This is a genomic window from Streptomyces sp. NPDC058812 (assembly GCF_042744565.1).
Classification (GTDB): domain Bacteria; phylum Actinomycetota; class Actinomycetes; order Streptomycetales; family Streptomycetaceae; genus Streptomyces; species Streptomyces thinghirensis.
This window is the reverse complement of the sequence record NZ_JBHYOB010000008.1, coordinates 21,891-45,867: the sequence shown is the minus strand read 5'-3', so window position 1 is coordinate 45,867 and position 23,977 is coordinate 21,891. Positions and strand designations below refer to the sequence as shown.

Genomic DNA, 23,977 nt, shown 5'->3' with positions numbered 1-23,977 from the left:
TCTCGCACTCATGCCAGGGGGACCCATGGACCCGCACGGACTCACAGCCCAGCGCTTCCCGCTCGTCGCCCGATTCCGGCCTCCTTGTCTGCCTCTGCCCGAGCGCGTACGCGGCCTGGTCGAACTCGCCGACACCGCGGTCGAGAAGAGCGACCAAGGGCTCGCATCGGCCGCCTGCAACCAGGCCGCGCTCATCGCCTCCGACGTCGGCCTCCCCGACCTCGCCCGCGCGCTGTGCCGCCGCCACGCCGTCGCCTACCTGCACGCCTGCCCCCTGCCCGGCATGAGTGCGATCCGCGGCCTGGAACCCGTCGTCAACCTCGCCCGCCTCCAGATCCGCGCCGGACACGCGGACGAGGGACGTCGGCGGCTGCTCGACCCGTACTCGGCGGTCGAGGCGGGTACGGCCGCCCAGTTCGAGGGCGTCGCCGTACCGTCGGACATCACCGCGACCGACGAGGACCGTCGTGAGGTCCGCGCGTGGCTGTGGCGCGTGCTCCTCGCCGACGGCACCCGCACCCTCACGACCACGGGTCGGTGGGCCGAGGCCGAAGCGCACATCGAAGCCCATCGCGGCGTCGGCAACCGGATGCTCGACGGACGCCAGACCGCGGTACTCGCCGCACTCACCGCCGGCGACACCGCCCGGGCCGCTGTCCTCCTCGCCGACACGACGCCCGGCGACCCGTGGGAACAGGCTGTCACGGCCTGCCTGACCGTCCTCTGCCGCCGCGCCGCCGGGCAGCCGGTCGACCGCCAAGTGGCGGACCTGGTGACGGCATACATCGGCCGGAGAACCGAACCGGGCATGACCGTTTTCGACACCCGCCTCGGCCTCACGGCCCTCGACGCGACCGGTGCCACCGGGACACCTGCCGCACGCCGCATCGTCGACGACCTCCACCGCAGGACGACGAAGGCCCGGGACGGCTACGCGGCCCGCGAGATCCTGGCCAGCCCTTTGGCCACCGCGATCACCTCGGGTCGGCAAGCGCAGGATTGCCGTGACCTGGTGAGCGCCTGCGCCCTCGGGGGAGTGGGCAGGCCGAACGAGCTGCCAGGAGATCTCGTTGCGGTCGTGCGCACCGGAGACAGCGTGATCCGGGCAAGTCTCGCCTGAGTGTTCGACCTTGGACGTACGCCCCCGTGGAGAGATCCTGAGAAGGTCAGCTCGAAGAGCCCCCAGGAAGACGGCCCTTCAAGACGTAGGATGAGCGGCTGGCCCGCCAAGTAGCTACGGAGCCACCCATGACCTATTTGTCGGAATCCATGAAAGTCACTGAAACCGCGCCCCCGCAGCCATAAAGACGCAGGTCAAACAGTCTGCTCCCCGCACCCGCGGGGATGGTCCCCGCATGGTCGTCCTGCGCAACGAGGAGATCTGCTGCTCCCTGCCCCCGCAGGGACGACGAACCGGTTTCCCACTGGGCCCCGCAGCGACCACGGCACACCTCACCCGCACTGGACACACTGGCCTGATCCCCCGTCACACCGTCCCATCAAGTCCTCGGCCATGCCTGCCCGCACGACGTAGCCATGCTGATCAGCCCTTCCGGACATGGTCCCTGCGAGGCGGAAGCTCCGGTCGCAAGGAGCGCCTTCTCCTCGAACTTCTGTGCCTAGTAAGTTCACGTGTGCACATAAGTTGTTGATGTCACCGGCAGGTGTCGACGGGGGTTGCGTGATGGTGGGTCACAGGCCGACGGATTGGCATGTCCTGGACCTGGACAAGGACCCGACCCCTGGTGACCCGCAGCGGGTTCGCACGCTCGCGAAGACGCTGCACGACTTCGCCGACGACGTGTCCGATGCTCTGCGCCTGGTGAAGGGCATGGCGGGGGAGACCACGCTGGCGGAGTGGGCGGGCAAGTCGGCCACCGTGTTCAAGGAGGAGTTCTCGGGCGTACCGAAGAACCTGAAGAAGCTCGAGAAGTCGTACGGCATGTGCGGCGACGCCCTCGCCGACTTCTGGCCGAAGCTGGAGCGCGCCCAAGCCCTGGCGGACAAGGCGTTGCGCAAGGCGCGGGAGGCGCGTGAGGATCTGTCCTCGGCGCAGTCGAAGCTGTCCTCGGCGGACTCGTGGGTGACGCGGGCGTCGAAGGAGGCCGACAAGTACAAGGACGACCCGACGGGCAGCAAGTCGGACGCGGACAAGCCGGACGAGGGCAAGGTCCGTGCCGCCACGCGGGACGTCCAGCATGCCAAGACGGCGCAGACGAACGCGCAGTCGGCCGTCGACTCCGCGCAGAGCGCGCTGGACGCGGCGAAGAAGATGGCCGAGGACGCGCGCAAGATGCGCGAGGACGCCGCCCGCGACGCGAAGAACAAGATCGACGAGGCGTCGGACGCCGGCATCCAGAACCGGTCGTGGTGGGAGGACATCGGCGACTGGTTCACCGACAACTGGGACAGCATCGTCGCGGTCTGCAAGGTCGTCGTCGCCGTCGTCGGCATCGTCGCGATGATCATCGGCGGGCCGATCCTCGCCGCGATCGTCGTCGTGGCCGCACTCGTCGTCCTCGCCGACACTCTCAACAAATATCGCAAAGGACAGGCGTCCCTGTGGGACGTGGGGCTAGCGGCTCTGGACTGCATACCCGGAGTCAAGGGCCTCACATCCCTCGGCGCGATCGCCAAGGGCATGAAGGGGATGGCCACCGCCGTGCGGGGTGGTCTGAAGACCCTGCGTTCCGGTGCCAAGGACCTTCTTGCGAAAGCCAAGCCCTACAAGGGCCGGTGCCGGGGCGGCGACCCGATCGACATGGTGTCCGGCGAGATGCTCATGGAGCAGGTGGACCTGGAACTCGGCGGGCTCCTGCCGCTGATCGTCCGGCGCACCCACGTCTCGACCTACCGCTGGGGGCGCTGCTTCGGGCCGAGCTGGGCTTCGACGCTGGACCAACGCCTGGAGATCGACGACCAGGGCGTGGTGTTCGCCAGCGAGGACGGCATGCTCCTGGCCTATCCGATTCCCGCGCCCGGCACCGCGATCCTGCCTCTGGAGGGGCCTCGACGGCCGTTGACGTGGAACGGTGACGGCGAAGGCACGATCACCGTCCACGACGATGAGACCGGACGGACGCACCACTTCGCTCCCGGTGTACGGCGCGACGGTGACACCCCCGCCTACACCCTGCCCCTCGCCGCGATCACCGACCGCAATGGGCACCGCATCGACTTCCTCTACGACGAGGCGGGCGTCCTCGCCGAGATGCGCCACTCGGGCGGCTACCGGGTGGCCATCGCCACGGAACACGGCCGGGTCACGTCCCTGAGCGTTCTCAGCTCACCGGAGGACGGGTATGGCGCGGAAGCCCACTCACCGTGGACGGTGGTGCGACGCTACGGCTACGACGCGGAGGGCAATCTCCGCGCCGTCTCCGACGGGCAGGGCCGGGACGCCCAGCTCACCTACGACGCCGAGTCCCGCATCACGAGCTGGACCGACCGCAACGGCGGTTGGTACCGCTACACCTACGACGAGCGGCACAGGGTCACGGCCGGCAGGGGAGCGGACGGCTTCCTGGACTGCTCCCTCACCTACGACGACGCGGCACGCGTCAACACGTACCGGAACTCCCTCGGCCGGGCCACCACCTACCGGTTCGACGAGCGTCTGCAACTCGTCCAGGTCACCGATCCCCTGGGAGCCTCGACCCGCCGGGAGTGGGACGAGAACGGACGCCTGGTCTCCTGGACCGACCCGCTGGGCCGCACCACCCGGCAGGTCTTCGACGCGGCCGGCCACCTGACCGAGGTGGTCAGGCCGGACCTCAGCTCTGTCCGGGCCGAGTACGACGAGGCAGGCCGCACCCGCCGGCTCACGGACCCCGACGGTTCGTTCTGGAGCTACACCTACGACGAGCGAGGCAATCGCCTGTCCGTCACCGACCCGTCCGGCGCGACCACCCGCTACAGCTATGACGCTCTGGGGCGGCCCCTTTCGGTCACCGACGCGCTCGGCCACACCCGGCACATCCAGACCGACCCGGCCGGCCTGCCGCTGGCCCTCACCGACCCGGAGGGCCGGACGACCCGGGCGCGGCGCGACTCCTTCGGACGCGTGACCGCGGTGACCGACCCAGCCGGCGCCACCGACCGGTTCGGCTGGACCGTCGAAGGACTGGCCTCGTGGCGTTCCTTCCCGGACGGTGCGACGGAGGCCTGGAGCTGGGACGGCGAAGGCAACCTCGTCTCCCACACGGCCCGCAACGGTGCGGTCACCACGTACGAGTTCACCCACTTCCACCAGCCGACCTCCCGCACCACACCGGACGGCCGCCGCTACACGTTCGCCTACGACACCGAACTGAACCTGACCGGTGTTCACAACGCGGACGGCCGTACCTGGGAGTACGCCTACAACGAGGCCAACCGCCTGATCCGGGAGACGGACTTCAACGGCCGTACGCTCACCTACACCCACGACGCGGCCGGGCAGCGTACGTCGTGGACCAATGGCGCCGGACAGACCACGGACGTGACCGTGGACCTGCTCGGCCGGCCACGCCAGTACCGCACGGCGGACGAGATCACCACCTACGCGTACGACAGCGCCGGCTCACTGCTCCGCGCGGCCAACCGCGACACCACGGTCGAACGCACCTACGACTCCATGGGCCGCACCCTGACCGAGACGGTCAACGGCCGGACCACCACCTACACCTACGACGCCCTCGGCCGCCGCATCAGCCGACGCACTCCCTCGGGCATCACCTCCACCTGGACCTACGAGGCGACGGGCCACCCGCAGACCTTGAGCGGCGCCGGCAGCCAACTGCGCTTCGACTACGACACCGCCCATCGTGAGATCCGCAGGACCCTGGGTACGGAGGCGGTGCTCCACCAGAGCTGGGACGGCTCCGGCCGGCTGACCGGGCAGTCGGTGACCACGCCCAGCCGCGGCAGCGGCGACGTGGGCGGTGAGCTGCTCCAGCACCGCACCTACGAGTACGACCTCGACGGAGCGCTCAGGGAGATCGACGAGCTGCTCGGCGAGAGCCGCCGGTTCGACGTGGATCCGGTCGGCAGGCTGACCGCGGTCAGGACCGCCGACCGCGAGGAGAGCTACGCGTACGACCGCGCGGGCAACCTCCTCACCAGCTCCCCGCACGACGGCCCCGCGGAGCCGCAGCCCCACGATTTCCACGGAACCAGACTGCACCGCGCAGGACGGACCACCTACACCTACGACGGCCAGGGACGCCTGATCCGCAAGACCGTCCGTCTCCTCAGCGGCGGACGGCGCACCTCCCACTACGGGTGGAGCCCGGAGGACCGCCTGGTCCGGACCGTCGCACCGGACGGATCCGAGTGGCACTACACCTACGATCCGGACGGCCGACGGGTCGGCAAGCAACGCCTCGGCACCGGCGGGGACGTGCTGGAGGAGACGACGTTCAGCTGGGACGGAACGCGCCTCGCCGAACAGATCGAGACCGACGGCACCGTCACCACCTGGGACTACGCGCCGGGTTCCCACCGGCCCGTCGCCCAGACAGTGAGCGGTGGCCGCGAACGGCCGGCGGCGGACCGAGCCGGAAGCGACCTGGGCGACACCGACGCCCGCTTCTACGCCATCGTCACCGACCTCGTCGGAACGCCGACCGAACTCGTCTCGGCGGACGGCCGCATCGTCTGGCACCGCAGATTCACGGCCTGGGGGCAGCCGACCGGCGCACTGCTCCCAGCCCCGGAAGCCGACTGCCCCCTGCGCTTCCCCGGGCAGTACGCGGACGCCGAGACCGGCTGGAACTACAACTACTTCCGCTACTACGACCCGGAGACCGCGCGCTACATCAGCGCCGATCCGCTGGGCCTGGCTCCGGACCCGAACGACTATGCCTACGTCACCAACCCGCTCCTTCTCCTCGACCCGCTGGGCCTCATCCGCATTCGAGGCCAGGGCGGCCGGTGGGAGAGGGACCCGAATTCGCCCGCACAGACCCACAACCGCGACACGGAGTACCCCGGCAGCTATCGCCAGTCCACCCATGACGCCATGGCCGCCGCATGGACCGACGAGGGCATCGCCCAGGGCGGTACCCCGATGCGGCCCACGGGACGGCTCGACTCCCAGGGCCGTCAGATCATGGAACGCACTCCCAGGTCCGAGCTGACCTGGCGCAACTCAGCGGGCGAGGTCATCCCGTTCAACCAGCTCACGTACGAGCACCTGACACCGGTGGTCGATCACTGGAACCAGACGGGTTACCGTTCCGACCGGACCACCCGCAACGACTTCTACAACGATCCCGACAACATGGAGCCCATGACGAGAAGCGAAAACTCCCGCGGCGGTGCGCTCATGGACGCCACCTACCGCCAGGATGTCCACCCCACCCTCTACTCATGCAGCTAGGGCCCCCGACCCGAGCACAGGAGCCACCCTCATGAACCTTGGATCCGTCCTGTCCGCCATGCCCGGCGCCGCTCCCGTTCCCGGTCTGGCATCCGCGTGGCGGTGGTCGCCGAACCCGATGTTCACCTTCACCGCCGCACTCTCCACCGACGGCCGGCACAACCTGCAGGTCAACGTACGTGGCCCCTACGACGAGGCGCTCGTCACGGCACTGCTCGCCCACGCGCGCGCCCATGACGACACCTTCGTGGAACAGGGGCGGAACCTTGTGGCCGTCGGCGGCTTCCACCACGACGGGACGGAGTTCGACACCGTGGGGGTGGCGGCAGCCGAGGTGCACGGCTACCACGCCACCGAGAACCCGGAGCTGTCCGCGGTCACCTACGCCGTCTTCCCCGCCTACGCCAGTGAGATCTCCGGCAGCGAGAACGAGGAAGAGGCCTGGGGCAGGTTCCGCAAAATGCTCCAGCCGAACAAGCTCGACCGCGCCGAGGTGCCGTTCGTCAAGATGCGCTACGACAACACCCGCACCCAGAGCATGAGCAAGGGCGACGCCCGCGGCTTCGCTCCCCTGGACACGCTGGTGCGGGAACTGGAGCTGCTCGACGGCGCTCCCGGCAGCTTCGTCGAGTGGGAGAACCGGCACGGCGCCGTCTGGCGAGTGGGCAGCACCGGCGACGGACTCGAGCTGACGCACGACGCAACGCAGGAACCGGTGAGCCCCGGCCAACTGCAGGCCGTGGCCCGCACCAGCGTTCAGTAACGCACCCGTCCGTTCTCCGCAGGCCCCGGCATCCAGCAGACCGTGCCGGGGCCTGCGCGGGGCTCCGAGCGCCACGGGCACTGGCGAAGAAGAACACCAGAGCGTGCGGCGTCAGCGCGAAACGTGCTACAGGCCGGCCAATCTCCCGCGTCCCGAAGCCGGAAACCGCGAAAACCGTCGAAAGCGCGCCCCTACACCCATAAACTCGCAGGCCAGACAGCCTGCTCCCCGCACCCGCGGGGATGGTCCCTTCAAGGGCGACCTTGGCGGCCTGGTCACCGCCTGCTCCCCGCATCCGCGGGGATGGTCCGTGCTCGCGGCCTACGCCCGGAACTTCACCAGCGAGGACGCCCGCTCAGCTGCGATCGCGGCCTGGAACATCCACTACAACTACCACCGACCACACTCAGGCGCAGGCGGTCAGCCACCGGCATCCCGAATGCGGGAAGGCGTCACCAACGTCCAGCCCTCATACACCTAGCGGGCCTCACAGCCCCTGCAGGTCAGCGCTGGTTGCCGCTGCCAGCGTCTCCGCCCACCTCGGCGCAAGGCCCTCCAAACATCGCCACTGAACCCCCGCGTCACGACGGCGTGGGCTGACAACGGCTGCCACACCAGGGCGCTGATCACAGTGCCACTCTCGGCACCGACGTCGAAGGCACCCGCGGTGCTGGGTTCTCGAGAGGATTTTCAGCTGGGACCTCACAGGCTGAGGGCACGCCCACGGATCGGCGCCGAACTGTCGGTACTCTTGAGAGCATCGGCCAGGTGGCCGAAGCCTGAGCAGGGCATTGCCAGTCGGCCGAGTCGATCAGGTTGCCCTTCGTGTCACTGAGGTGGAAGCAGTTGCCGTTGCCCCACACCGTGACCGGCTCGGGCCGATAGTCGACCTGGAACGGTTCGTCCCCGCGCAGCGTCCCCCGGACCACGATCCATCCGCTGCCGGCGAGTGGGTGACGACGCCCCACGTCTGCTTCGGGAGGACGTGGTGCGTTTCCGCCCAGGGTTCCACGGTCAGTTCCAGTGCGGCCTCACCACGGTTGCTGAGCAGCAGCCACGCCGTTTCCGCGTTGACCATTTACGGCACCCCTCTTCGCCCCTGCAGACGACGCCACCTGCAACCGCAGGCCCTACGGGCCGACACGACGCAATCCTCATACGCGCGATCATCTGATCCAAGCGACTTCGTCGAGACCCAACTGCGCCTTCTAAAGTAGGTGAGCTCATCGGCGCTGATCACGAGGGCACGGACAGCCTTGGAGCGAGCAGGTCCAGTACTTCCTCCCATCGGTAGCGGTCGGCTCCGCCGCCTGCCTTGGGCCGGTGGAGCTCGTAGGAGCCGATCAGGACGCCCATCTCGCGCAGCAGGTCCAGGCTCCGTCGGTATGCCGGGTGGGAGGGCTGGGCGGAGTTCAGGTAGGGCAGCACGGCGACCAGAACGCCCATGGCGGGTGCTTCGCACAGGATGCTCAGCGCGAGATTGTCCGAGCTCCCGGCGGCCCACTTGTTGACCGTGTTGAAGGTGGCCGGGGCGACCGCGATGGCATCCGCAGGCCGGCTCGGGCGTGGCTCGCCCGGTGATCGCCAGGCCGAGCGGATGGGGCGGCCGGTCTGGGTCTCGACCGCCTCGGTGTCAAGGAAGCCGAGTCCTTGCGGGATGGCGACGACGCCGACGTCCCAGTGCCGTTCCTGTGCCGCGGTGGTCTATGCGGCCGACGTCGCCGCCGACGCCGGCCGCGCAGACGACGATCTGGAGGAACGGCTTGTCGTGCTGGTCGCTCACGTGGGCACTCCCAGTTGGCGGCTGACGTGGTGGAGCTCGTGTCCGGCGATGGTCGCGGGCTGCCATGTCGGCGACCGGTTCGCGTGCGGCCGGGCGGCGGACATCCTGTGTCGCGCAGCTCTCTGCGACGCGTGGCGCCTTGTAGCCGTCGGCGAGTCTGCCCTGCTGACTGTAGGCGCGGGCGGCCTCAACCCAGAGTGCGGCCCGTCGCTCGGGGACGGGGATGTGCCGCCGCATGAGGGGGCGAGCGGTTTGAAGGGCGATTCCGGCGTCGCCGAATGAGACAGCCGCGCTGATCTCGTGCAGGGCGACGTTGGTGGGGCTGAAGTTCGCCCAGGCGTCCGGCCTGTCGAATGCGACGTAGCGGGCCACCTCTTTGGCCTCGGTGAGGAAGTCGTGGGTGGTTTCGCGGTCGCCGTTTCTGCTGGCGGCGGTTGCTCCGCGGAGCAGCAGCAGGCCGACCGCTGCCAGGTATCGGGGCGGGCGTTGGTCGTAGGAGCCGCTGAGCTGGTCGACGGTGTGGCGCACCATGTTCACGGCCTGGGCGATGTGCTTCTCCCGTACGTGCACGTGGGCGTGAACGCGGACGCTGGCGGCGAGGACGACAGGGGCTCCGGACCGTTCCGCCTCGGCCATGGCCCGGCCGGCCGCGAGCCAGGCGTTGCCTTGGTCGGCTCACTTCAGCAACAGGCTCACCACCGACGTCTGGTATGCGGTCGCGAGCAACCCGGACGCCTCTGGCGAACTGGATGAGCCGCGGACGGCCTGGCGCAGGTCGGCGATCAGGCCAGGCAGGGTCTGTTCCAGTTTTGCGTAGTCGCACGTGCAGAACAACCGGCGTACGGTCCGTGCCCGCTCCTTCAGGTCGTCGATGCCCGAAGGCTGCCCGGTGGCGGCGGGGCTCGGTCCCGGCAGTAGGGCCTGGATCAGGTCGTGGCGTGCTGCGGTCGGCGTCGGCGTAGCCGCGAGCGCGGCGAGGCTCGCGGCAAGGAAGGTGCGGCGGTGCATGTCCTCGGTTCCGGGGTCGCTGGGGCTGGCGTCGGGGACAGGGGTGTCGAACACATGTGTTTCGGCCGCTTCCATAACTCCGGGATGCAGCAGCTGGCGACGCATAACAGATACACGGACCCAGGCCGGACAACAGGACCGCACACCACAGTGGTTGGCCGTATCGCCGACGCGGGATCACCGCCGCATCCTGCCGAGCGCATAGGAGGGGTCCGTCTGCCTGCCACCGGTCGGCGGACGGGCAGCTCGGCGGGGACCGTCAGGCCGTGGGCCAGGTGATCTGCTGACCTTCCGGAGTGACGTTGATCTGGAAGTGGTCCAGGGCCGGGGCGCCGTCCGCTTGCCACCGCTGCAGACGGTCCTCGACGGCATCCCACAGCAGCATCGGCCCGCCCTGCCGGACGGTCCACTGCTTGCCGTCCAGGGCGAGGGCCGCCCAGGCGCTGGCCTCCACGTCGACCAGGACGTGCCAGGTGCTGTCCTCCAGCGTCAGGCTGAGGCGCTGTGCGCGCGGTGCCGCGAGCTGGGCGACGAACCGGGCGTCCCAGTGGTCCAGGACATCGGCACCGACCCGGGCCTGTCGCTCCTCGCCGGAGTTTAAGTCGGGCAGCATGCCGAGGGGCGGTGGCATCTGCGGACGGGCCAGCATGAACTGAACCTGCCCCCCGAGGAACCGGCCGTGCGCCACGCCGTCGTGGCCAACGGTCAGCCGCGCCAGCTCGGAGGAGTGCATCCACCCGCACAGGGTGGCGAGGATGATGCCGCCCGGCTTGGTTTGCTCGATCCACGAGTGCGGCAGCTCCCACACCCCGCACGTCGCGATGACCCGGTCGTAGGGGGCGCCGTCCTTGTGCCCAGCCAGGCCGTCACCGACGATCAGGTCGGGGAAATAACCGCAGGCGCCCAGGCCGACGCCGGCACGGCTGGACACGCTGGCGTCCACCTCCACCGACGTCACGAGTTCGTCCCCGAGCCGGTGGCAGAGCAGGCCGGTGGAGTACCCGGTGCCGGTGCCGACCTCCAGGACTCGAAGGCCGTCTTGGGCTTGGAGGTCTTCGAGCATCCGCACGACCAGGCTGGGCAGGGTGCTGGAGGAGGTGGGTTCGCGCAGGACCTCGCCGCGGACGTCGCCGGGCACGATGGTGCCCGCGATCTGGGTGACCAGCGACTCGTCTGTGTAGCAGAGCTCCAGCCAGCCTTCCCGGTCGGCGGGCACCGGCCGCCAGGCGCTGCCGAAGCGTCGGAAGAAGCCGCCCCGCAGGAACTCGTGCCGGGGTACGGCTTCTACGGCCGCACGCCACTGCTCGGTGCGCAGGGCACCGCTTTCGGTGAGACGGTCGGCGAGATACCCGCGCAGGGTTGCGGAGTCCAGGACGGTCATCAGCGGCTCTTCCTTTCCAGGAGGTCGGCCATCGCCGCGAGCATCGGCAGGCCGGTCTCGTGCTCCAGCCAGTACCACTGACCGGACGGGTTGCACTCCAGGAACCACCATCGGCCCTGGCAGTCGATGGCGAAGTCGAAAGCGCCGAAGACGAGACCGAAGTGGGACAGGTAGGCATGCAGGGATTCGGTGACGTCGCGCGGCAGCGGCACGCCGCTGTAGGTGAGGCGGCTGTAGTCGGTGCGCCAGTCCAGCAGGTCGGAGTCGATACGGACGGCGAACACGTGCTCGCCGATGACGGTCACGCGTACGTCCGCCGTCTTGTCCACGCGCTGCTGGAACAGGTGCGCGGTGCCGGCCACCGTCTCGTCGATGTCGTCGGCCGTGACCTCGGCGACCTTCACGACGGAGGACACGCCGTCGATGCGGTACAGCGGCGCCGCGAGCGGCTTGTAGATGGCGGGGCCGTGCTGCTTGATGAAGGCCCTCGCCGTGTCCGGGTTGCTGGTGATGGTGGCGGGCGGGAGGCGGAAGCCGGCTCGCGCGGCGGCAATGAGGCCGGACGGCTTGAATTCCGCGTCGCTGATGTGGTGGGGGTGGTTGACGTACCGGCAGCCCGGGAGGGAGGCCAGGACGCCACCGATGCCGTAGCGGGCCTGCGCGACGGCGAACTGGGCGTCCTCGTCCTCCAGGTGTGGGAAGGCGAACCCGGAGGGTCGCCGGTAGTACAGGGACCGGACCTTGGTGAGGTCGGCGGTCCGGGACGGCGTGGACAGTGTGCCCTCCACACCGTTCGACGTGATCGTGGCCGCGACCGACAGGGCGTGGGGGAAGTCCCCCGAGTCGAGCCGCACGACTGGGACATCCCGGTCCTGCAGCTCGCTGATCACCACGTCGGCCGTGGGGTCGTCAAGGTTGGTGACGACCAGCACCGGGCCGGCACCGGTCACTGGTCGGTGTCGTTCCCGGTGTCGGTGTCCGTACCGGATCCGGTGCCGTCGGGGCTGGTGCCCGTGGACGGGTTGGTGCCGGTGCTGGTGCCGTGCCCGCCCATCTCAATCGTCTTGCCGCGGTCGTCGAAGTACCGAGTGGTCTGGGTGGTGGGGTCCAGGACGGCCTTGGCGTAGCCCGGGGCGGGCGACGGGTAGGGGGCCATGCGGCGTACGCCCCACGGGGTCGGGGTGAGCGTGCCCGTCGGCAGTGGTGTCCCGGTCGGGAGCCGGTCAGAGTGAGCAAACAACGGATCTTCCTTTCGTGTTGTGGTGCGGGGAGCCCGCTCCGGGGCTCGACCTGTCCGGGGTTGGGGCGCGGGACGGGAGGTGTGGGACCCGTTCCGCCGACGGCTTGCGGTCCTTCGACGGGACGGGCGTTTATGGGGTGCGACCCTGACCCTGCGGTCGCCATGGGGCCCCAGACGCCGGGGCTGGGCGGGGGCGGTCAGTCGCCCTGGGGGAAGGCCCGTGCGAGCAGGATGTGGGCCAGGGCGCGGACGGCTAGCGGGTGCGGCTCGATCCGGTCGGCGTGTACCCGGTGGGCCCACACGTTCCAGCCGGGCCCGGAGTTGCCGGCCTCCTGGGCGACCAGGACCGCGTCCTCCGGGTCGGTGATCGGCTGATCGCAGTGCCAGCAGAGGCGCACCGCGCCGGTCATCTCGGCTCGCCGTCCATGAGCTCGTGGTGGTCGCACAGGGCTGCCAGGACGCGGGCCAGGCGGCGGGCGTAGGCGTTGGCGCCGCCGGGCCGCGCGGCCGGTGCGGCGCGGAGCTTGCCGCGTGCTTCGCCGATGCAGGCAAGGGCGCAGTACCGCGTGATGCTGTCCGGCAGCCGCCCGGCCGCCACCACCTCGCGGACCATCACTTCCACGTGGCGGCGCAGCAGCTCGATCAGGACCGTCACCTGCGTGTCGGAGGGTTCCGGGTAAACGGTGCCGCCGTCGGCGTTGAGGAGGGCGCTCACGGTCTCGCGCATCGTCTCCAGGTCGACCGGGACGGTCGCCGTGGGCTGGCCGGTGGCGTTCACCGGGCCGCCGCCTGTGCGGTGCGGTGGCGCGGGCACTCGCAGGGCGGGTACGCGTCGCGGATCGGCAGCGGAGCCTCCTTGCCCTTGACGCTGATCGTGCCGAAATCCTTGGTGATCGCACCGTCCCGGTTCACCCGGTACACGTGCAAGGTCATCCTGGCGCTGGGCTTTCTGCGGGCTGTAGCTTTCATGGCGTCGGCGCTCCCTCTCCGGAATGAGCGTTGGCCGCGCCCCGGGGCCGTTCGCCCGGCCGCCGGGGTCTATGGACGTCCGTACACCGGTCACGCGGTGGCCCTCTGGTTGCGGCACCCGCACGTGAAGACCTCCCACACGCGGTTGTTGCCACGGACCACGACGTGTCCAGCCGCGCGCAGGGCCCGGTTGACGGCTCCGCAGTTGAAGCACGCCTCACCGTGTAGTCGGACGATGCTCATGCGCCCCTCGACGACTGCGGGCGCGGGCCGGAGCGTCTGCGGCATCCCGGTTCCCATCTGCTGGTTTCTGCGCGTGGAACAGATGGTGGGGGCCGACGGGAGGTACAAGTACCCCAGCAAGTGGTAGCTGGAGTAGCTCAGTTCAGGTGGCCGCGCACCACTCCGCGAAGTTCGTGAGCGTCTCAGAGTCGGCACGCTTGAGGCGGCGCAGCCGGGCAGCGTCCTCACGGACCCACGGGTGCTCCCGGGTATGCTGCGGCGCGATGTGCCGGGCCACCTTCAGCGATTCGAAGGCATCGTCGGCGAGCCCGGTCCACAGTTGCGCCCGGGCCAGCTCGATGTAGAAGCCACTGCGTCGTTCGGCCGGCAGTTCCTTCGGCGGCTTCCACTCGCTCGCGACGTCCAGAGCCCGCGCGACGTGTTCGTCTCCCAGGCTAACGGCGACGGACACCTCGTGCGCGCGTACGGAGTCCGGGCCAAAGGCGGTGCCCCAGTACACGCCTTCCGGAATTCGGTCCGCGAATGTGCGGGCCTCGTCCAGGTGTCGCGTCGCTGCCGAGTCGTCGCGCGCCCGGCCCGCAATGACCGCTGCCCGCATGTGGAGGGCGCCCTGGACGGCGATGGCTGGGGCTGCCGATGCGCAGGGCGCGGCATCCAATGCCTGTTCGAGGGCTCTGAGACCGGCCTCGTGAGCCTGGGCAGCGAAGAACGTCTCGGTCCGCACGTAGGCCACGGTGGCAGTCAACACCGGGTCACTGGCTTCGGGGGCAGCCCACCGCATCAGGTCGATCAGACGGGCGGACAGGTCCCGGGCCCCGAACTTGTAGGCGACCGCGTCAGCGGATCGGTAGGCCCTGACGAGTAGACCTGCGATCTCCGCACGGTCCTCGGCTGGGGCGGCGTGGAAGGCGCGGGTGAGTTCCGTCAACAGGTCGGGGAGCGCGCGCACAATCCGCGTGTACTGGGCGGCCACTCGCCACCTGGCGGCCTCGGCGACCGCAGCCCGCAGATCACGCATGGGTCGAGTGGGGCCGTCGTCGGGAAGGTCGTAGGTAGCGATCGTGTCAGAGAGCGCAGGCAGCGCATCATGCACTCGCGTGTGCGCAGCTCCGCGGTCGGTCCGTAGACGGGCAGGGTCTACCCCGAGGGCGTCAGCGATGGCTTCCAGGGTGGCGTCAGTGACGCCTCGCTCGCCCCGTTCGATCTTCCGAATGGTTCCGAGGGCGACACAGGCGGCGTCGGCGAGCTGCTGTTGCGTCATCTTCGGGCGGACCACACTGCGGTAGTAGGCAATCCGGCGGCCTACCCCGCTGTCTGTAAGTGCGGGCATACTGACTCCAGTTCCACGCGTCCACTCCGAACGGTACTCGCGTCCACACGCGACGTGCACACGAACGGCCCCAAGCTTCGACTGGTGGGGCCGCTTCGCACTGGTCAGCCGCGGACGATGTCGGCCAGTTCCGTGAGGCTGTTGATCCGCCAGTCCGCCGCGGCCACCACTTCACGGGAGTCCGCCCACAGGTGGCCCCAGGGGCCTCGGCGGATGTGCGCGACGCGTAGGCCGGCAGTCTTGGCGGGGAACACATCGTTGGCCGGGTGGTCGCCGACATACAGGGTTTCGTCCGGCTCCGTCTGTGCCACCTCCAGCACTCGGTGGAAGAACCCCGGTTCCGGCTTGGCAACACCCAATTCGCCAGAGGTGACGACGAGGTCTGCCGGAAGGGCAAGGCTGCGCAGCAGGTCACCCGCGCGAGTCGTCTGGTTGCCCGCGACGATCACGCGTATGCCTAGGTCCCGCAAGGCGGCCAGTGCGGGGCGTACGTCGCTGTAGAGGTCGCCTTCGTCCAGGGTCTCGCCGCGGCCGGCGGCCTCGCGGGCGCGGTACTCGGCAGCAACGTCGATGCCCGGCCGCACGAGACGCAGGGCCTCGGCATTGTCCTGCCCTTGAGCGACGACGGCACCCACGAGCGCAGACAGGGTGTGGCGGGGGACCTCCAGCCAGTCGGCCCAGGACGCCCAGTACCGGTCGTCTCGGGTGATCGTCTCGCCGACGTCGAAAATGATGGTTTCAATCACGACTGGGAGCCTAGGCCCCGATTACCCGCGCCGATCGAACCGGCTGCCACGCGGCTCAGTCCCGCGTGTCGACGACTCTGGACACAGCACCCCCGCGTCGGCGGGGAGGGCGACGCCTGGTACCTGCTCACCAACGACCCGGCCGGAACACCCCTGTGCCCGCGGGGATGGCCCCGGCGAGACCCGGCGGCCGGGTGACGGCCCGCCCTGCTCCCTGCGCCCGCAAGGATGGTCCCCGCGCGGCGACGGCCCTCGTCGGCCAGCTCGCTGAAGATGCCGGCGACGTGCCTCCCCACGCTCGCGGGGGTGGTGTCTCGCCGGGTCGCGCGGGCTTGTTCCAGTCGACTGCTCCCCATGCCGACGGGGGATGGTTCGCCTAGTTGTGGTCTGGGTCTGGGGTGGATGGGTACTCGTGAGCGGAGGGGTGTGTCTGGTGTTCTTGTGGTGGCAGCCAGAGTGTCTGGGCGATTGCCAGGGCGGGAGTGTGTGCTGCTGGCCCAGCCGGGGCCTGGTTCCGGGGCTCCCACGTGGATCGGCCGGTCCCGGGGGAGGTTTTCAACGGGACTCCATGAGCTTCTTGAGGCGGCCCAGGTCGGCGGCGACCATGCTGGCGTCGCGGTCGAAGTCGGCGTCGCTGGTCTCGGGCCGACGGCGGAGGGTGAACACGACTTCGCTCGCTGCGCCGTTGGCGATGACGCGGACCGGGTTGTAGACGGTTTCCCCGGAGGGGAGCGTGACGTGGTGGTCGAGTACGCCCAGCTCGTTGTGCGGTGCGAAGGTGATCACGACTCGTCCCATGGGGGAGGACTCCGCGACCCAATGGTCGTCGATCCTTTCGATGGATTCTCCCAGGCCATGGGCCCACGCGGGCAGGTTGGCCGGGTCCGATGCGTAGGCGTAGACGTCGTTGACGGTGCGGTCGACACGGGTACTGAGGTGACGTGAAGCCTCGCCGATGTTGTTCATGGCGGTGACGGTAATGGACGGTGGACACGGTCCTCTTGAACGAATCGGACATGCATGCTCCCGCTGGGTAGACCCCGCGTAGCGATCACGTGGAATCTCAGCCAGCGTGGTCGGTGTTATGGAATTTCAGCCGTCGCTCGCCCCGTGCTGGGCGGCGTACGATCAGGCCCTCTCGTTCGTGCCGGGAGGTGGTCTGAATCGTGACGGTGCCGAGTCTTCTGGCTGTGTTCGCTCACCCGGATGACGAATCATTGTCTGCGGGTGGGGTGCTGGCTCGTCATGCGGCTGCGGGCGCGCGGACCGCGGTCGTCACGGCGACCTGGGGCGTAGACACTGTGCGGGCCGGGGAGTTGGCGGCGGCGCTGCGTATCCTCGGGGCTGGCGAGCCGCGGATGCTGGGGTACGCCGATGCGCGTGTACCGCACTCGGCCCCGGGCGGTGTGCGGTGGTGCGACGTGCCGCTCGACGAGGCAGTGCGGCGGCTGGTGATGCACATCAGGCAAGTCCGCCCGGACATCCTCGTCACTCATGACGCGTACGGCGGATTGACCGGGCACCCCGATCATGTGCACACCCACCGGGTGACCATGCTCGCTGCCCAAGCAGCCAACCTCGAACAGCTCTACCCGGACGCAGGCGCCCCCTGGCAGCCGCGCGCCCTCTACCTGGCCACGCACCCGCACTCGGCCGTGCCGGCCGTGAAAGGCGTCATTGGCGCGCGCAAGGCGGTCTACAGCGTTTCGGACGGACAGGTCACCGCGACGGTGGATGTCGGCCCGTGGATGGAGCAGAAGATCGCCGCCGTACTGGCGCATCGCTCCGAGGTGGAACGGGGGGCCCTGCCCGGCGTAATCGCCGGCCTTCCGCCGGATACACGGCACCGGTTGTTCGCTACCGAATGGTTCATCCGCCACGCCTCCGTTGCCGCGCCGGCTGCGCAGACGGAGCTTACCGCCTGACCGCGGCCCAGCCCTGAGAGGAAGGCGGCCGTGACTCCTCATGCGGTGTGCAAGCTGCGCAGCACTGGGACCTGTGGCGGTCGGGGCTGGACGGGCCGTGGTCGAGGCTGCGCAATAGTCTGCGCAACGCTGGGCCGTCGCCGTCCGCCACTGTGCCAGTACGGCCAGTGCCAGCCGGTCTCCGCCGCCCGCCGCCGCGTGGACCATGCCTGAATCTCACCCGGGGAGGTAGGGAGGTAGTCCTTCCCGGGTCGGTCCACAGGTTCTGAGTCTTGCTCCGGTATGTGCGCCGGTCAGTTTTCCGTGTAGTCCGTGTAGTGGTGCGGCCTGGTCGCTGATGGGGCGTTCGGTGCTCATACAACGGCTCCTCTACTGCAGAATGTTGGCGGTGCGGGCAGCGGTCAGCCAGTCGGGGAATTCCTGCAAGAGCTGGTCGTAGAGGCGGTCATCGGGAATGGCATGCGGGGTGCGCCCAGCGTGGAAGAAGCCTGCATTGTCGACGATGCGGCGGGCCGGAACGGCGAGGGTGTCCAGCTTGTGCAGGAAGGCGAACTCGTTGTCGTCGGGGTCGCCGAAGCCGATGAACTGCCAGAACAGGGGAAGGCGCGCGGCTTTGCACAGGTAGCGCTCGGCAGCGTACTTGCTGGTGGGGCCGCCGTCGGTCTGGAAGATGACCAGGGCGGGGCAGTGGCTGTCGGATTGGAGGTAGTGGTCGATGACTTCGTCCATGGCCCAGTGGTAGTTGGTGCGCCCCATGTGGCCGAGGTTCTCGTGCAGTTTGTTGATACGGCCACGGTGCCCGCCGAGTGTGAGACCGGTGGAGCCGTCGACATCGGTGGAGAAGAACACCACGGGGACAGTGCCGTCGTCATCGAGGTGGGCCGACAGTGACAGAACCTGTTCGGCCAGGTGCTGCATGGTGCCGTTGCGGTAGTAGGGCCGCATAGACCCGGATCGGTCCAGCACGAGGTACACCGCAGCCCGCACGCTTTCCAGCCCATGCCGGCGCACGCTGGCACCGGCCGCTTCGTACAGACTGACCAGGTCGGGTGCTTTCTCTTGCACCTTGGTCAGGTTGATGGTCCCCGAGTGTTCACTGCTCTTTATCGGGATCACTTCTCTCGCTGGTGGTGCTCTTTGCTTTCGAGTAGGCACCGCGGTCGCCGGCGGGGCTGCGCATGGTGTGGTTCGACGCTCGGCGTGCCACCGATCTCGACCAGCATGGTTGCCTCGGCGCCTTCGCCTGCCTCGTCCTCCGATACCCGTTGTGTGGTGCAGGCGTGAGGTGTGCTCTCGCGCAGGCCGGGTGCGGGCGTGCGCAAGAGGACAGCCCCCGGCGGACGCAGACGCTCTGGTCGGGGATGCGTCTTGGCGTCATCCGGTCGCGGCGCGCTCCCCGGATGGTGTCCGGCGTGTTGTTGGGGTGTCGAGGTGGACGGCGACGGTGGTGTAGAAGCGGTCTACGGCGTCGTCGACGCTGCGGATGAAGCCGGTCTCGGCGTTGCCGCGGCCGCTTCCCATGCTTTTGAGCAGGGACAGGCGGAACCCGGTGATTGCGGTGCCGCTTTCCTTCGGGAGCAGGTCCGCCGGTTCGGGGCGGAGTCGCTCCAGGGTTCCGCGAGGGCCTCCGGTATCACTGTCGGTGAGGGTCTCGATGTGCAGGTCGGCCGGCGCCTCGGCCAGGCGCCGGACGAGTCGCTTGGCCCAGCTGAGGGGGTAGCCCTGCTGTGGGGCCGGAATCTCGATGGAGGTGCGTAGCTTCCCGGTGCGCAGGTCGGCGCTGACGGCCAGAACACCTGGGGTGTTGTCGATGCGCAGTTCTGCATGGAGGCGGCCGTCGAGGCAGAGTTGGTCGGCGAGGCGGTCCCGGCGTTCCTTGGGGCCGGTTCCGCGTTTGGCACGTTGAACGGGAAGGACCTTCTGTCCCAGTTCGCCACCCAGTCTGAGGCAGACCTGGCGGATGAGTCGCTCCCAGTTCTCGACCACTTCCAGTGCGCGGGCGTCGCCCTGGCAGAGGGTTTCATCGTCGATGCCGTTGCGCACGGGGACCCAGGCGGGGCCCATATTCTGGAAACCGTGGCAGCCGGAGTTCTCGTGCTGCAGGTAGTGCAGGAGTTCCTGGAGCAGCCACGCGTGCGTCGCGTTGCTCACTCCCTCGTGTCTGATCAGCATTTGCGCCTGGTGGGCGACTTCTGCCCAGGACAGGTGCCAGAGGGCTACCTTGTGCTTGCGGCGTTTGTCGATCTTGACGTCGACGAGCGGGCTGCCTTCCAGCGCGACATCGTTCGTCAGTGTGATCACGGCCTCGTAACCGCGGCGTGCTGCGATGTCCGTGTACGCCTGCACCTGGTCGGTCTTGAGACCGTTGCCGTTCGTCTTCGTCTCGACCAGCGCGGTCCACAACTTGCCCGCCCGCTCCACGCGGATCACCCCGTCCGGGCGACGGGGACTGTCACCGTGAGGCAGGGAGACCTCCGTGAACGTTTCCATTCGGCCCGCCGGAGCCCCGAACCCCGCGGTCAGCCTCCTGCTGAACTCCGGCACCTGCGCCATCACCGACAGCAGTACCGAGGTGGCGCGCATCTCGCGGTCCCGGTCGCTCTTGAGCACCGAGACCGGGAAGAGCCTGGCCTGCTTCCAGGAATCGTTCTCCGCGAGGGTCTTCTTCACCGTCTTGGGAAGGGTGACCTTCTTCTTCGCCGTTCGGGGGCGAGCGGCCGGCTTCTTCGGCCCGGTGACTTCACCCTCCGGCTGGCGAGGAGCAGGGATGGCCTCAAGCGTCGGCTTCCCAGCCGGTTCCTCGACCGGCGCAGAAGCCGTCGCGTCCGCCTCCTCGCCGGCTTCCGCGGCGACGAGCGCTGCCGCTGCCTCCTCGGCCGCGTCATCCTCGATGTCGACGCCGAAATCCGTCGCCAGCCCGGCAAGCCCTGTTTCGTATCCCTGCCCGACGGCACGGAACTTCCATCCCTCGCCCCGTCGGTACAACTCGCCGAAGATGACCGCCGCCACCGAGCCCGCGTCATCGACAGAGAACCGCAGAAGGCTGTCGCCGGCGGCGTCGGCCAGTGTGATCCTCACGTTCTCCAGGTCACCGAAGAGAGCCCCGTCGTACCTGCTGGCAGCGACGACGATCCGCTCGGTTGCCGGCGGTACGGCCGTGAGGTCGAAGCTGATCCGGTCCTCACTGCCGTCCGACGTCGGCGTCTTACCCAGAAGCTGCACGCTTCCATCGGCGGCCACCGGATGGTTGTAGAAGTAGAAATCTCCGTCGCTGCGCACCTTTCCGTTCTCGTCCAGCAGCAGGACCGACACGTCCGCGTCGCCCTCACCGGTGGGACTGGCCCACCCCAGACTGACGATCACTGAACCGATGTTGTCGCTCAGGTCCGCCAGGGCCACGTTCGAACCCATGATCATTCCCTGCACAAAGCCCCCCAGCGGCGCACCTTGGGCATGCGGAGGATTTCCGCTACATCTGCCCCCTTGCGCGACAAGATGACGAGTCGCGCGAAAAAACTGTATTACGCACAGAGCCCGAACGTGGAGGTTCTGTGAAGTTGGATGGGTGGTTGACCCGCTACGGCCTCGCACGAGAAAGCAGACAGTGAGGCGGACCGACGGAGATGCGGGCGGCCGCGGTCACGGCTCTGATCGCCCCCCATCAGGAACTACCGGTCCTCCAACCACCAAGTCTCCGTCGACGCCGACACCCGCCTGGTCGTCGCCGTCGGCAAGCCGGTTCCCGACAACCACGACGACTGCCGGGCCCGCAGGGGTCCGGCCCGAAGGGTGCCATCGGTACCACCCTCGCGGTAATCACCGACGGTGGCGACCGGTGCACGGCCTGAACTCCCGCCCTAACGGCCCGAGGAAGGAAGAGCGCAACGCGCTGAGATCCACCGGCGTGCCCCCTGGAATTCCTCGGCCTCGTGCCCGCTGCACGCGTCCAGGCCGTCAAACTCGCCCGCCGACCCGAAGCCATCGGTAAGCGGCTCCAGCAGGGGTCCGGGTCCTCATGGTGATGCCCGGCGCCTGAGTCGAAAGGCGGTCGACGGAACCATCTGATGCAGGGGATCATGCGTAGGTGTCGCAGATCGAAGCCGCAACCGATGACCTGCAAGACTTCGCTGATCTCTGGAGTATTGGCGAGGCCCATGCTCACGATCTCGTCGAGGTTGCCTGCGCGGCACTCGTTGCCGGACTGGACAGCCCGGCACTGCGCATTCTGGCCGGATACACACGTGCGGAGGCGGAGTACGACGTTCCCGACCTGCTTCCCGTCGTACTCGATGAGCTGGACCTTGTGTGACAGCGAGGCCGGGCAGGACGCTGCCGTGCGGGCGCTCGCGCACCAGATGCTGGCGGGCCGGCTGACGCCGCGAGAGCTTGTTATGCGCATCCACCAGCGGTTCGGCCACCAGCTACCCCTGGCCGAGCGCCTTGTTGAGCTTGATGACGAGTACGACATCGTCGAGTACGGGAACAGGTCGTTGGCCCAGTTCGATGCCGAGGTCACGGTCGAAGCTCAGCGTCTGGCGCATGGTCGGCCCGGCTAACCGACATTCGTAGCGATCGAGCCCTGAGCAAGCGGTCGTCAGCAGAAGCAGGTAGCTGAACTGTCCGGTTCTTGCTCGCCGTAGTCCGGCAGCCTTCTACGTTCCGGGGCATGCTGGATCCCGAGCTGCCGGAACGGATCACCGCTCGGCCCGCACTTCCGACAGTTGTTGGGCCAGCTGCTCTTCGAGTTCGTCCGGCTCCGCGCGCCGCGCGGTGATCCGTTCCAGCAACTCGGGATCCAGCATGCATTCGATCGTCAGAAGGCCGACCGGCCACAGCGAGTAAGAACCTGGCGGCCAGCTCCACTTACGGCCATCGAGAACAGCCCGGGTCCCTACCACTCCGCTGGCACAGGGGCCTGGCCCGGGGCACCCGACAAGATCGGCTGACTTCTCCCGCTTCTCCAATCCGTGCGTCGGCGTGTGATCACTGGCCTACTCGGCCATCGATTCTCTCGCGCAGGAGGTCGGCGTGGCCGCAGTGCCGCGCGTACTCGGCGATCTGCGCCACCAGAATCTCGCGCAGCGGCCCCTCCCCGGTCCGCGTGCCGAGGTCTGCGAAGCCCGCGATGTAACGGTCGGTCACCTCACTCTCGGCCCGCCACTGCCGCCAGGCATCCTCCACGACCGTTGGGTCGGCGACCGCGCCGTTCCAGTCGCCGTCACGGTCTTCGGCGGTGCGGTAAATCCTGGGCGAGTCCTCTCCGGCCATGCGGCGGAAGTGCCGTTCGTCCTCGGCCATGTGCCTCACCAGCCCGAGCATGGACATCGTGGATGGCGGTACGGAGCGCCGGGCCATCTGTTCGGCGTCCAGGCCGGCACACTTCATCTCGATGGTGAGCCGGAAGTGGCGCAGACTCTCCAGCAGCGTGCCGCGTTCGTCGACCGTCTCGACTTCGGTCTCGCGCGGATCGTCGTCCGGGTCGACCCACATGTCGGGGTAGATGGTGGAAGGGGTCCACCGAGTCACCGCTGTTTCGTTGTTGCCCTCACCTGAGTCCATCATCGCATCGTGGCCGCGCATCAACTCCGTCCGCCACTGAATATCGAATCCGGGTCGGCCAACGGCTGACCGACCGCGTCCCGCCCCTCTGCGGCGTCCAGTCCGCCAAGCCGGACAGATGCCGTATTTTTGCGCAGCCACCTGCTCATTGAGCGCTGGGAACTTTGTGCAGCCGCGAGCGTGCACACTGCCACGCACGCGACAGGCACCCTTGGTGGGCCCGACCATGGAGCCGACCATGGCTGGTCAGTGGGCATGCCGCGGTCTTGTGGTGGGTGGTCGGGGGTGGCGGCTGCCTGTCTGGTCGGGGGTGGGAGAGGCCGGCTTGGTCGGCCGGACCACAGCCCCGACCATGGGCCCGATTACGGGTTCACGGCAGGGTGCGCGCCAGCACCGGGAGACGAATCGCTGCTCCCGGCTGCGTATCAGCGGACTGACTGTGCAGCCCGAGGCGACTGTGCATGCCCGGTGTGCACAGTCGCCGCGCTCTCCGACTGTGCAGGACCCCGGCCCTCGTTGTGCAGCCGCGTGCACATTGAGCGCCGAGACCACTGTGCAGCCGCGAGTGTGCACACCGCCTGGCACGCGAAAGGCAGCCATGGTGATGAGGATCTTAGAAATCGGTCGGGGCTGCTCGATGCCTCACGTGCTCCGCTTCTCAACTGAGTG

Annotated in this window: 18 protein-coding genes and 4 pseudogenes; 8 read left to right on the top strand and 14 right to left on the bottom strand. The window is 68.7% G+C overall.

The window, feature by feature from the left end; all coding sequences use genetic code 11:
* Positions 1-25: 25 nt before the first annotated feature.
* The 4 genes and pseudogenes from ACFW48_RS18115 to ACFW48_RS18100 all read left to right on the top strand — a co-directional run.
* The gene (locus tag ACFW48_RS18115; protein WP_386315780.1) at positions 26-1,120 is read left to right on the top strand and encodes a hypothetical protein; all 1,095 of its coding nucleotides are present in this window, start codon (positions 26-28) and stop codon (positions 1,118-1,120) included.
* A 564-nt stretch (positions 1,121-1,684) separates the two neighbouring features.
* The gene (locus tag ACFW48_RS18110) at positions 1,685-6,361 is read left to right on the top strand and encodes an RHS repeat-associated core domain-containing protein (protein WP_386315779.1); all 4,677 of its coding nucleotides are present in this window, start codon (positions 1,685-1,687) and stop codon (positions 6,359-6,361) included.
* Between the two features lie 31 nt (positions 6,362-6,392).
* On the top strand, positions 6,393-7,124 hold the full coding sequence (locus tag ACFW48_RS18105) for a hypothetical protein (RefSeq protein WP_386315777.1): 732 nt from the start codon (positions 6,393-6,395) through the stop codon (positions 7,122-7,124).
* Between the two features lie 322 nt (positions 7,125-7,446).
* A pseudogene (locus ACFW48_RS18100) lies at positions 7,447-7,605 on the top strand (integrase core domain-containing protein); the annotation flags it as partial.
* A 755-nt stretch (positions 7,606-8,360) separates the two neighbouring features.
* Here ACFW48_RS18100 and ACFW48_RS18095 read toward each other — a convergent pair.
* The 11 genes and pseudogenes from ACFW48_RS18095 to ACFW48_RS18045 form a co-directional block, all read right to left on the bottom strand.
* Positions 8,361-8,907: pseudogene (locus ACFW48_RS18095) on the bottom strand (flavoprotein).
* A pseudogene (locus ACFW48_RS18090) lies at positions 8,904-9,948 on the bottom strand (transcriptional regulator); the annotation flags it as partial. The pseudogenes ACFW48_RS18090 and ACFW48_RS18095, both read right to left, overlap by 4 nt.
* Before the next feature lie 226 nt (positions 9,949-10,174).
* Entirely contained in the window at positions 10,175-11,296 is a 1,122-nt protein-coding gene (gene tgmC / locus ACFW48_RS18085; RefSeq protein ID WP_386315775.1) for an ATP-grasp peptide maturase system methyltransferase, read from the bottom strand.
* Positions 11,296-12,246 carry an ATP-grasp ribosomal peptide maturase gene (gene tgmB / locus ACFW48_RS18080; protein ID WP_386315773.1) on the bottom strand — a complete coding sequence of 317 codons (951 nt, stop codon included), beginning with the start codon at positions 12,244-12,246 and terminating at the stop codon, positions 11,296-11,298. The genes tgmC and tgmB overlap by 1 nt, the downstream gene beginning before the upstream one ends.
* Positions 12,243-12,536: a putative ATP-grasp-modified RiPP gene (tgmA, locus tag ACFW48_RS18075; RefSeq protein WP_386315771.1), complete on the bottom strand. Its 294-nt coding sequence runs from the start codon at positions 12,534-12,536 to the stop codon at positions 12,243-12,245. The genes tgmB and tgmA overlap by 4 nt, the downstream gene beginning before the upstream one ends.
* A 197-nt stretch (positions 12,537-12,733) precedes the next feature.
* Positions 12,734-12,946, bottom strand: coding sequence for a hypothetical protein (locus tag ACFW48_RS18070; protein ID WP_386315769.1), 213 nt, complete (start codon positions 12,944-12,946; stop codon positions 12,734-12,736).
* Complete coding sequence (locus tag ACFW48_RS18065) at positions 12,943-13,314, bottom strand: DUF6415 family natural product biosynthesis protein (RefSeq protein WP_386315767.1); 372 nt, start codon at positions 13,312-13,314, stop codon at positions 12,943-12,945. The genes ACFW48_RS18070 and ACFW48_RS18065 overlap by 4 nt, the downstream gene beginning before the upstream one ends.
* Positions 13,311-13,469, bottom strand: a complete 159-nt coding sequence (locus ACFW48_RS18060; protein WP_386315765.1) for a hypothetical protein — start codon at positions 13,467-13,469, stop codon at positions 13,311-13,313. The genes ACFW48_RS18065 and ACFW48_RS18060 overlap by 4 nt, the downstream gene beginning before the upstream one ends.
* Positions 13,470-13,890: 421 nt before the next feature.
* Positions 13,891-15,078 carry a helix-turn-helix domain-containing protein gene (locus ACFW48_RS18055; protein ID WP_386315763.1) on the bottom strand — a complete coding sequence of 396 codons (1,188 nt, stop codon included), beginning with the start codon at positions 15,076-15,078 and terminating at the stop codon, positions 13,891-13,893.
* Between the two features lie 104 nt (positions 15,079-15,182).
* Positions 15,183-15,824 carry an HAD family hydrolase gene (locus tag ACFW48_RS18050; RefSeq protein ID WP_386315761.1) on the bottom strand — a complete coding sequence of 214 codons (642 nt, stop codon included), beginning with the start codon at positions 15,822-15,824 and terminating at the stop codon, positions 15,183-15,185.
* Positions 15,825-16,379: 555 nt separating this feature from the next.
* The gene (locus ACFW48_RS18045) at positions 16,380-16,790 is read right to left on the bottom strand and encodes an SRPBCC family protein (protein WP_386315759.1); all 411 of its coding nucleotides are present in this window, start codon (positions 16,788-16,790) and stop codon (positions 16,380-16,382) included.
* Positions 16,791-16,990: 200 nt separating this feature from the next.
* On the opposite strand from ACFW48_RS18045, the gene ACFW48_RS18040 reads away from it, so the two are divergent.
* The gene (locus ACFW48_RS18040) at positions 16,991-17,749 is read left to right on the top strand and encodes a PIG-L deacetylase family protein (protein WP_386315757.1); all 759 of its coding nucleotides are present in this window, start codon (positions 16,991-16,993) and stop codon (positions 17,747-17,749) included.
* Between the two features lie 369 nt (positions 17,750-18,118).
* On the opposite strand, the gene ACFW48_RS18035 is transcribed toward ACFW48_RS18040, so the two are convergent.
* Both ACFW48_RS18035 and ACFW48_RS18030 read right to left on the bottom strand, forming a co-directional pair.
* On the bottom strand, positions 18,119-18,856 hold the full coding sequence (locus tag ACFW48_RS18035; RefSeq protein WP_386316294.1) for a vWA domain-containing protein: 738 nt from the start codon (positions 18,854-18,856) through the stop codon (positions 18,119-18,121).
* Between the two features lie 267 nt (positions 18,857-19,123).
* On the bottom strand, positions 19,124-21,166 hold the full coding sequence (locus ACFW48_RS18030; protein ID WP_386316293.1) for a TerD family protein: 2,043 nt from the start codon (positions 21,164-21,166) through the stop codon (positions 19,124-19,126).
* Between the two features lie 246 nt (positions 21,167-21,412).
* On the opposite strand from ACFW48_RS18030, the pseudogene ACFW48_RS18025 reads away from it, so the two are divergent.
* The 3 genes and pseudogenes from ACFW48_RS18025 to ACFW48_RS18015 form a co-directional block, all read left to right on the top strand.
* A pseudogene (locus ACFW48_RS18025) lies at positions 21,413-21,579 on the top strand (IS5/IS1182 family transposase); the annotation flags it as partial.
* Between the two features lie 254 nt (positions 21,580-21,833).
* Positions 21,834-22,058: a hypothetical protein gene (locus ACFW48_RS18020; protein ID WP_386315756.1), complete on the top strand. Its 225-nt coding sequence runs from the start codon at positions 21,834-21,836 to the stop codon at positions 22,056-22,058.
* On the top strand, positions 22,039-22,305 hold the full coding sequence (locus ACFW48_RS18015) for a hypothetical protein (protein WP_386315754.1): 267 nt from the start codon (positions 22,039-22,041) through the stop codon (positions 22,303-22,305). Before ACFW48_RS18020 ends, ACFW48_RS18015 begins: the two co-directional genes overlap by 20 nt.
* A gap of 427 nt (positions 22,306-22,732) precedes the next feature.
* Here the strand turns inward: ACFW48_RS18015 and ACFW48_RS18010 are convergent, their stop codons facing one another.
* Positions 22,733-23,308, bottom strand: coding sequence for a DinB family protein (locus tag ACFW48_RS18010; RefSeq protein ID WP_386315752.1), 576 nt, complete (start codon positions 23,306-23,308; stop codon positions 22,733-22,735).
* Positions 23,309-23,977 lie beyond the last annotated feature (669 nt).

Excerpts from the sequence above, each read along its gene's own strand:
- ACFW48_RS18115 (WP_386315780.1), top strand. The coding sequence starts at position 26 with ATGGACCCGCACGGACTCACAGCCCAGCGCTTCCCGCTCGTCGCCCGA.
- ACFW48_RS18110 (WP_386315779.1), top strand. The coding sequence starts at position 1,685 with ATGGTGGGTCACAGGCCGACGGATTGGCATGTCCTGGACCTGGACAAG.
- ACFW48_RS18105 (WP_386315777.1), top strand. The coding sequence starts at position 6,393 with ATGAACCTTGGATCCGTCCTGTCCGCCATGCCCGGCGCCGCTCCCGTT.
- tgmC (WP_386315775.1), bottom strand. The coding sequence starts at position 11,296 with ATGACCGTCCTGGACTCCGCAACCCTGCGCGGGTATCTCGCCGACCGT.
- ACFW48_RS18070 (WP_386315769.1), bottom strand. The coding sequence starts at position 12,946 with ATGACCGGCGCGGTGCGCCTCTGCTGGCACTGCGATCAGCCGATCACC.
- ACFW48_RS18060 (WP_386315765.1), bottom strand. The coding sequence starts at position 13,469 with ATGACCTTGCACGTGTACCGGGTGAACCGGGACGGTGCGATCACCAAG.
- ACFW48_RS18055 (WP_386315763.1), bottom strand. The coding sequence starts at position 15,078 with ATGCCCGCACTTACAGACAGCGGGGTAGGCCGCCGGATTGCCTACTAC.
- ACFW48_RS18045 (WP_386315759.1), bottom strand. The coding sequence starts at position 16,790 with ATGAACAACATCGGCGAGGCTTCACGTCACCTCAGTACCCGTGTCGAC.
- ACFW48_RS18030 (WP_386316293.1), bottom strand. The coding sequence starts at position 21,166 with ATGATCATGGGTTCGAACGTGGCCCTGGCGGACCTGAGCGACAACATC.
- ACFW48_RS18015 (WP_386315754.1), top strand. The coding sequence starts at position 22,039 with ATGAGCTGGACCTTGTGTGACAGCGAGGCCGGGCAGGACGCTGCCGTG.
- ACFW48_RS18010 (WP_386315752.1), bottom strand. The coding sequence starts at position 23,308 with ATGGACTCAGGTGAGGGCAACAACGAAACAGCGGTGACTCGGTGGACC.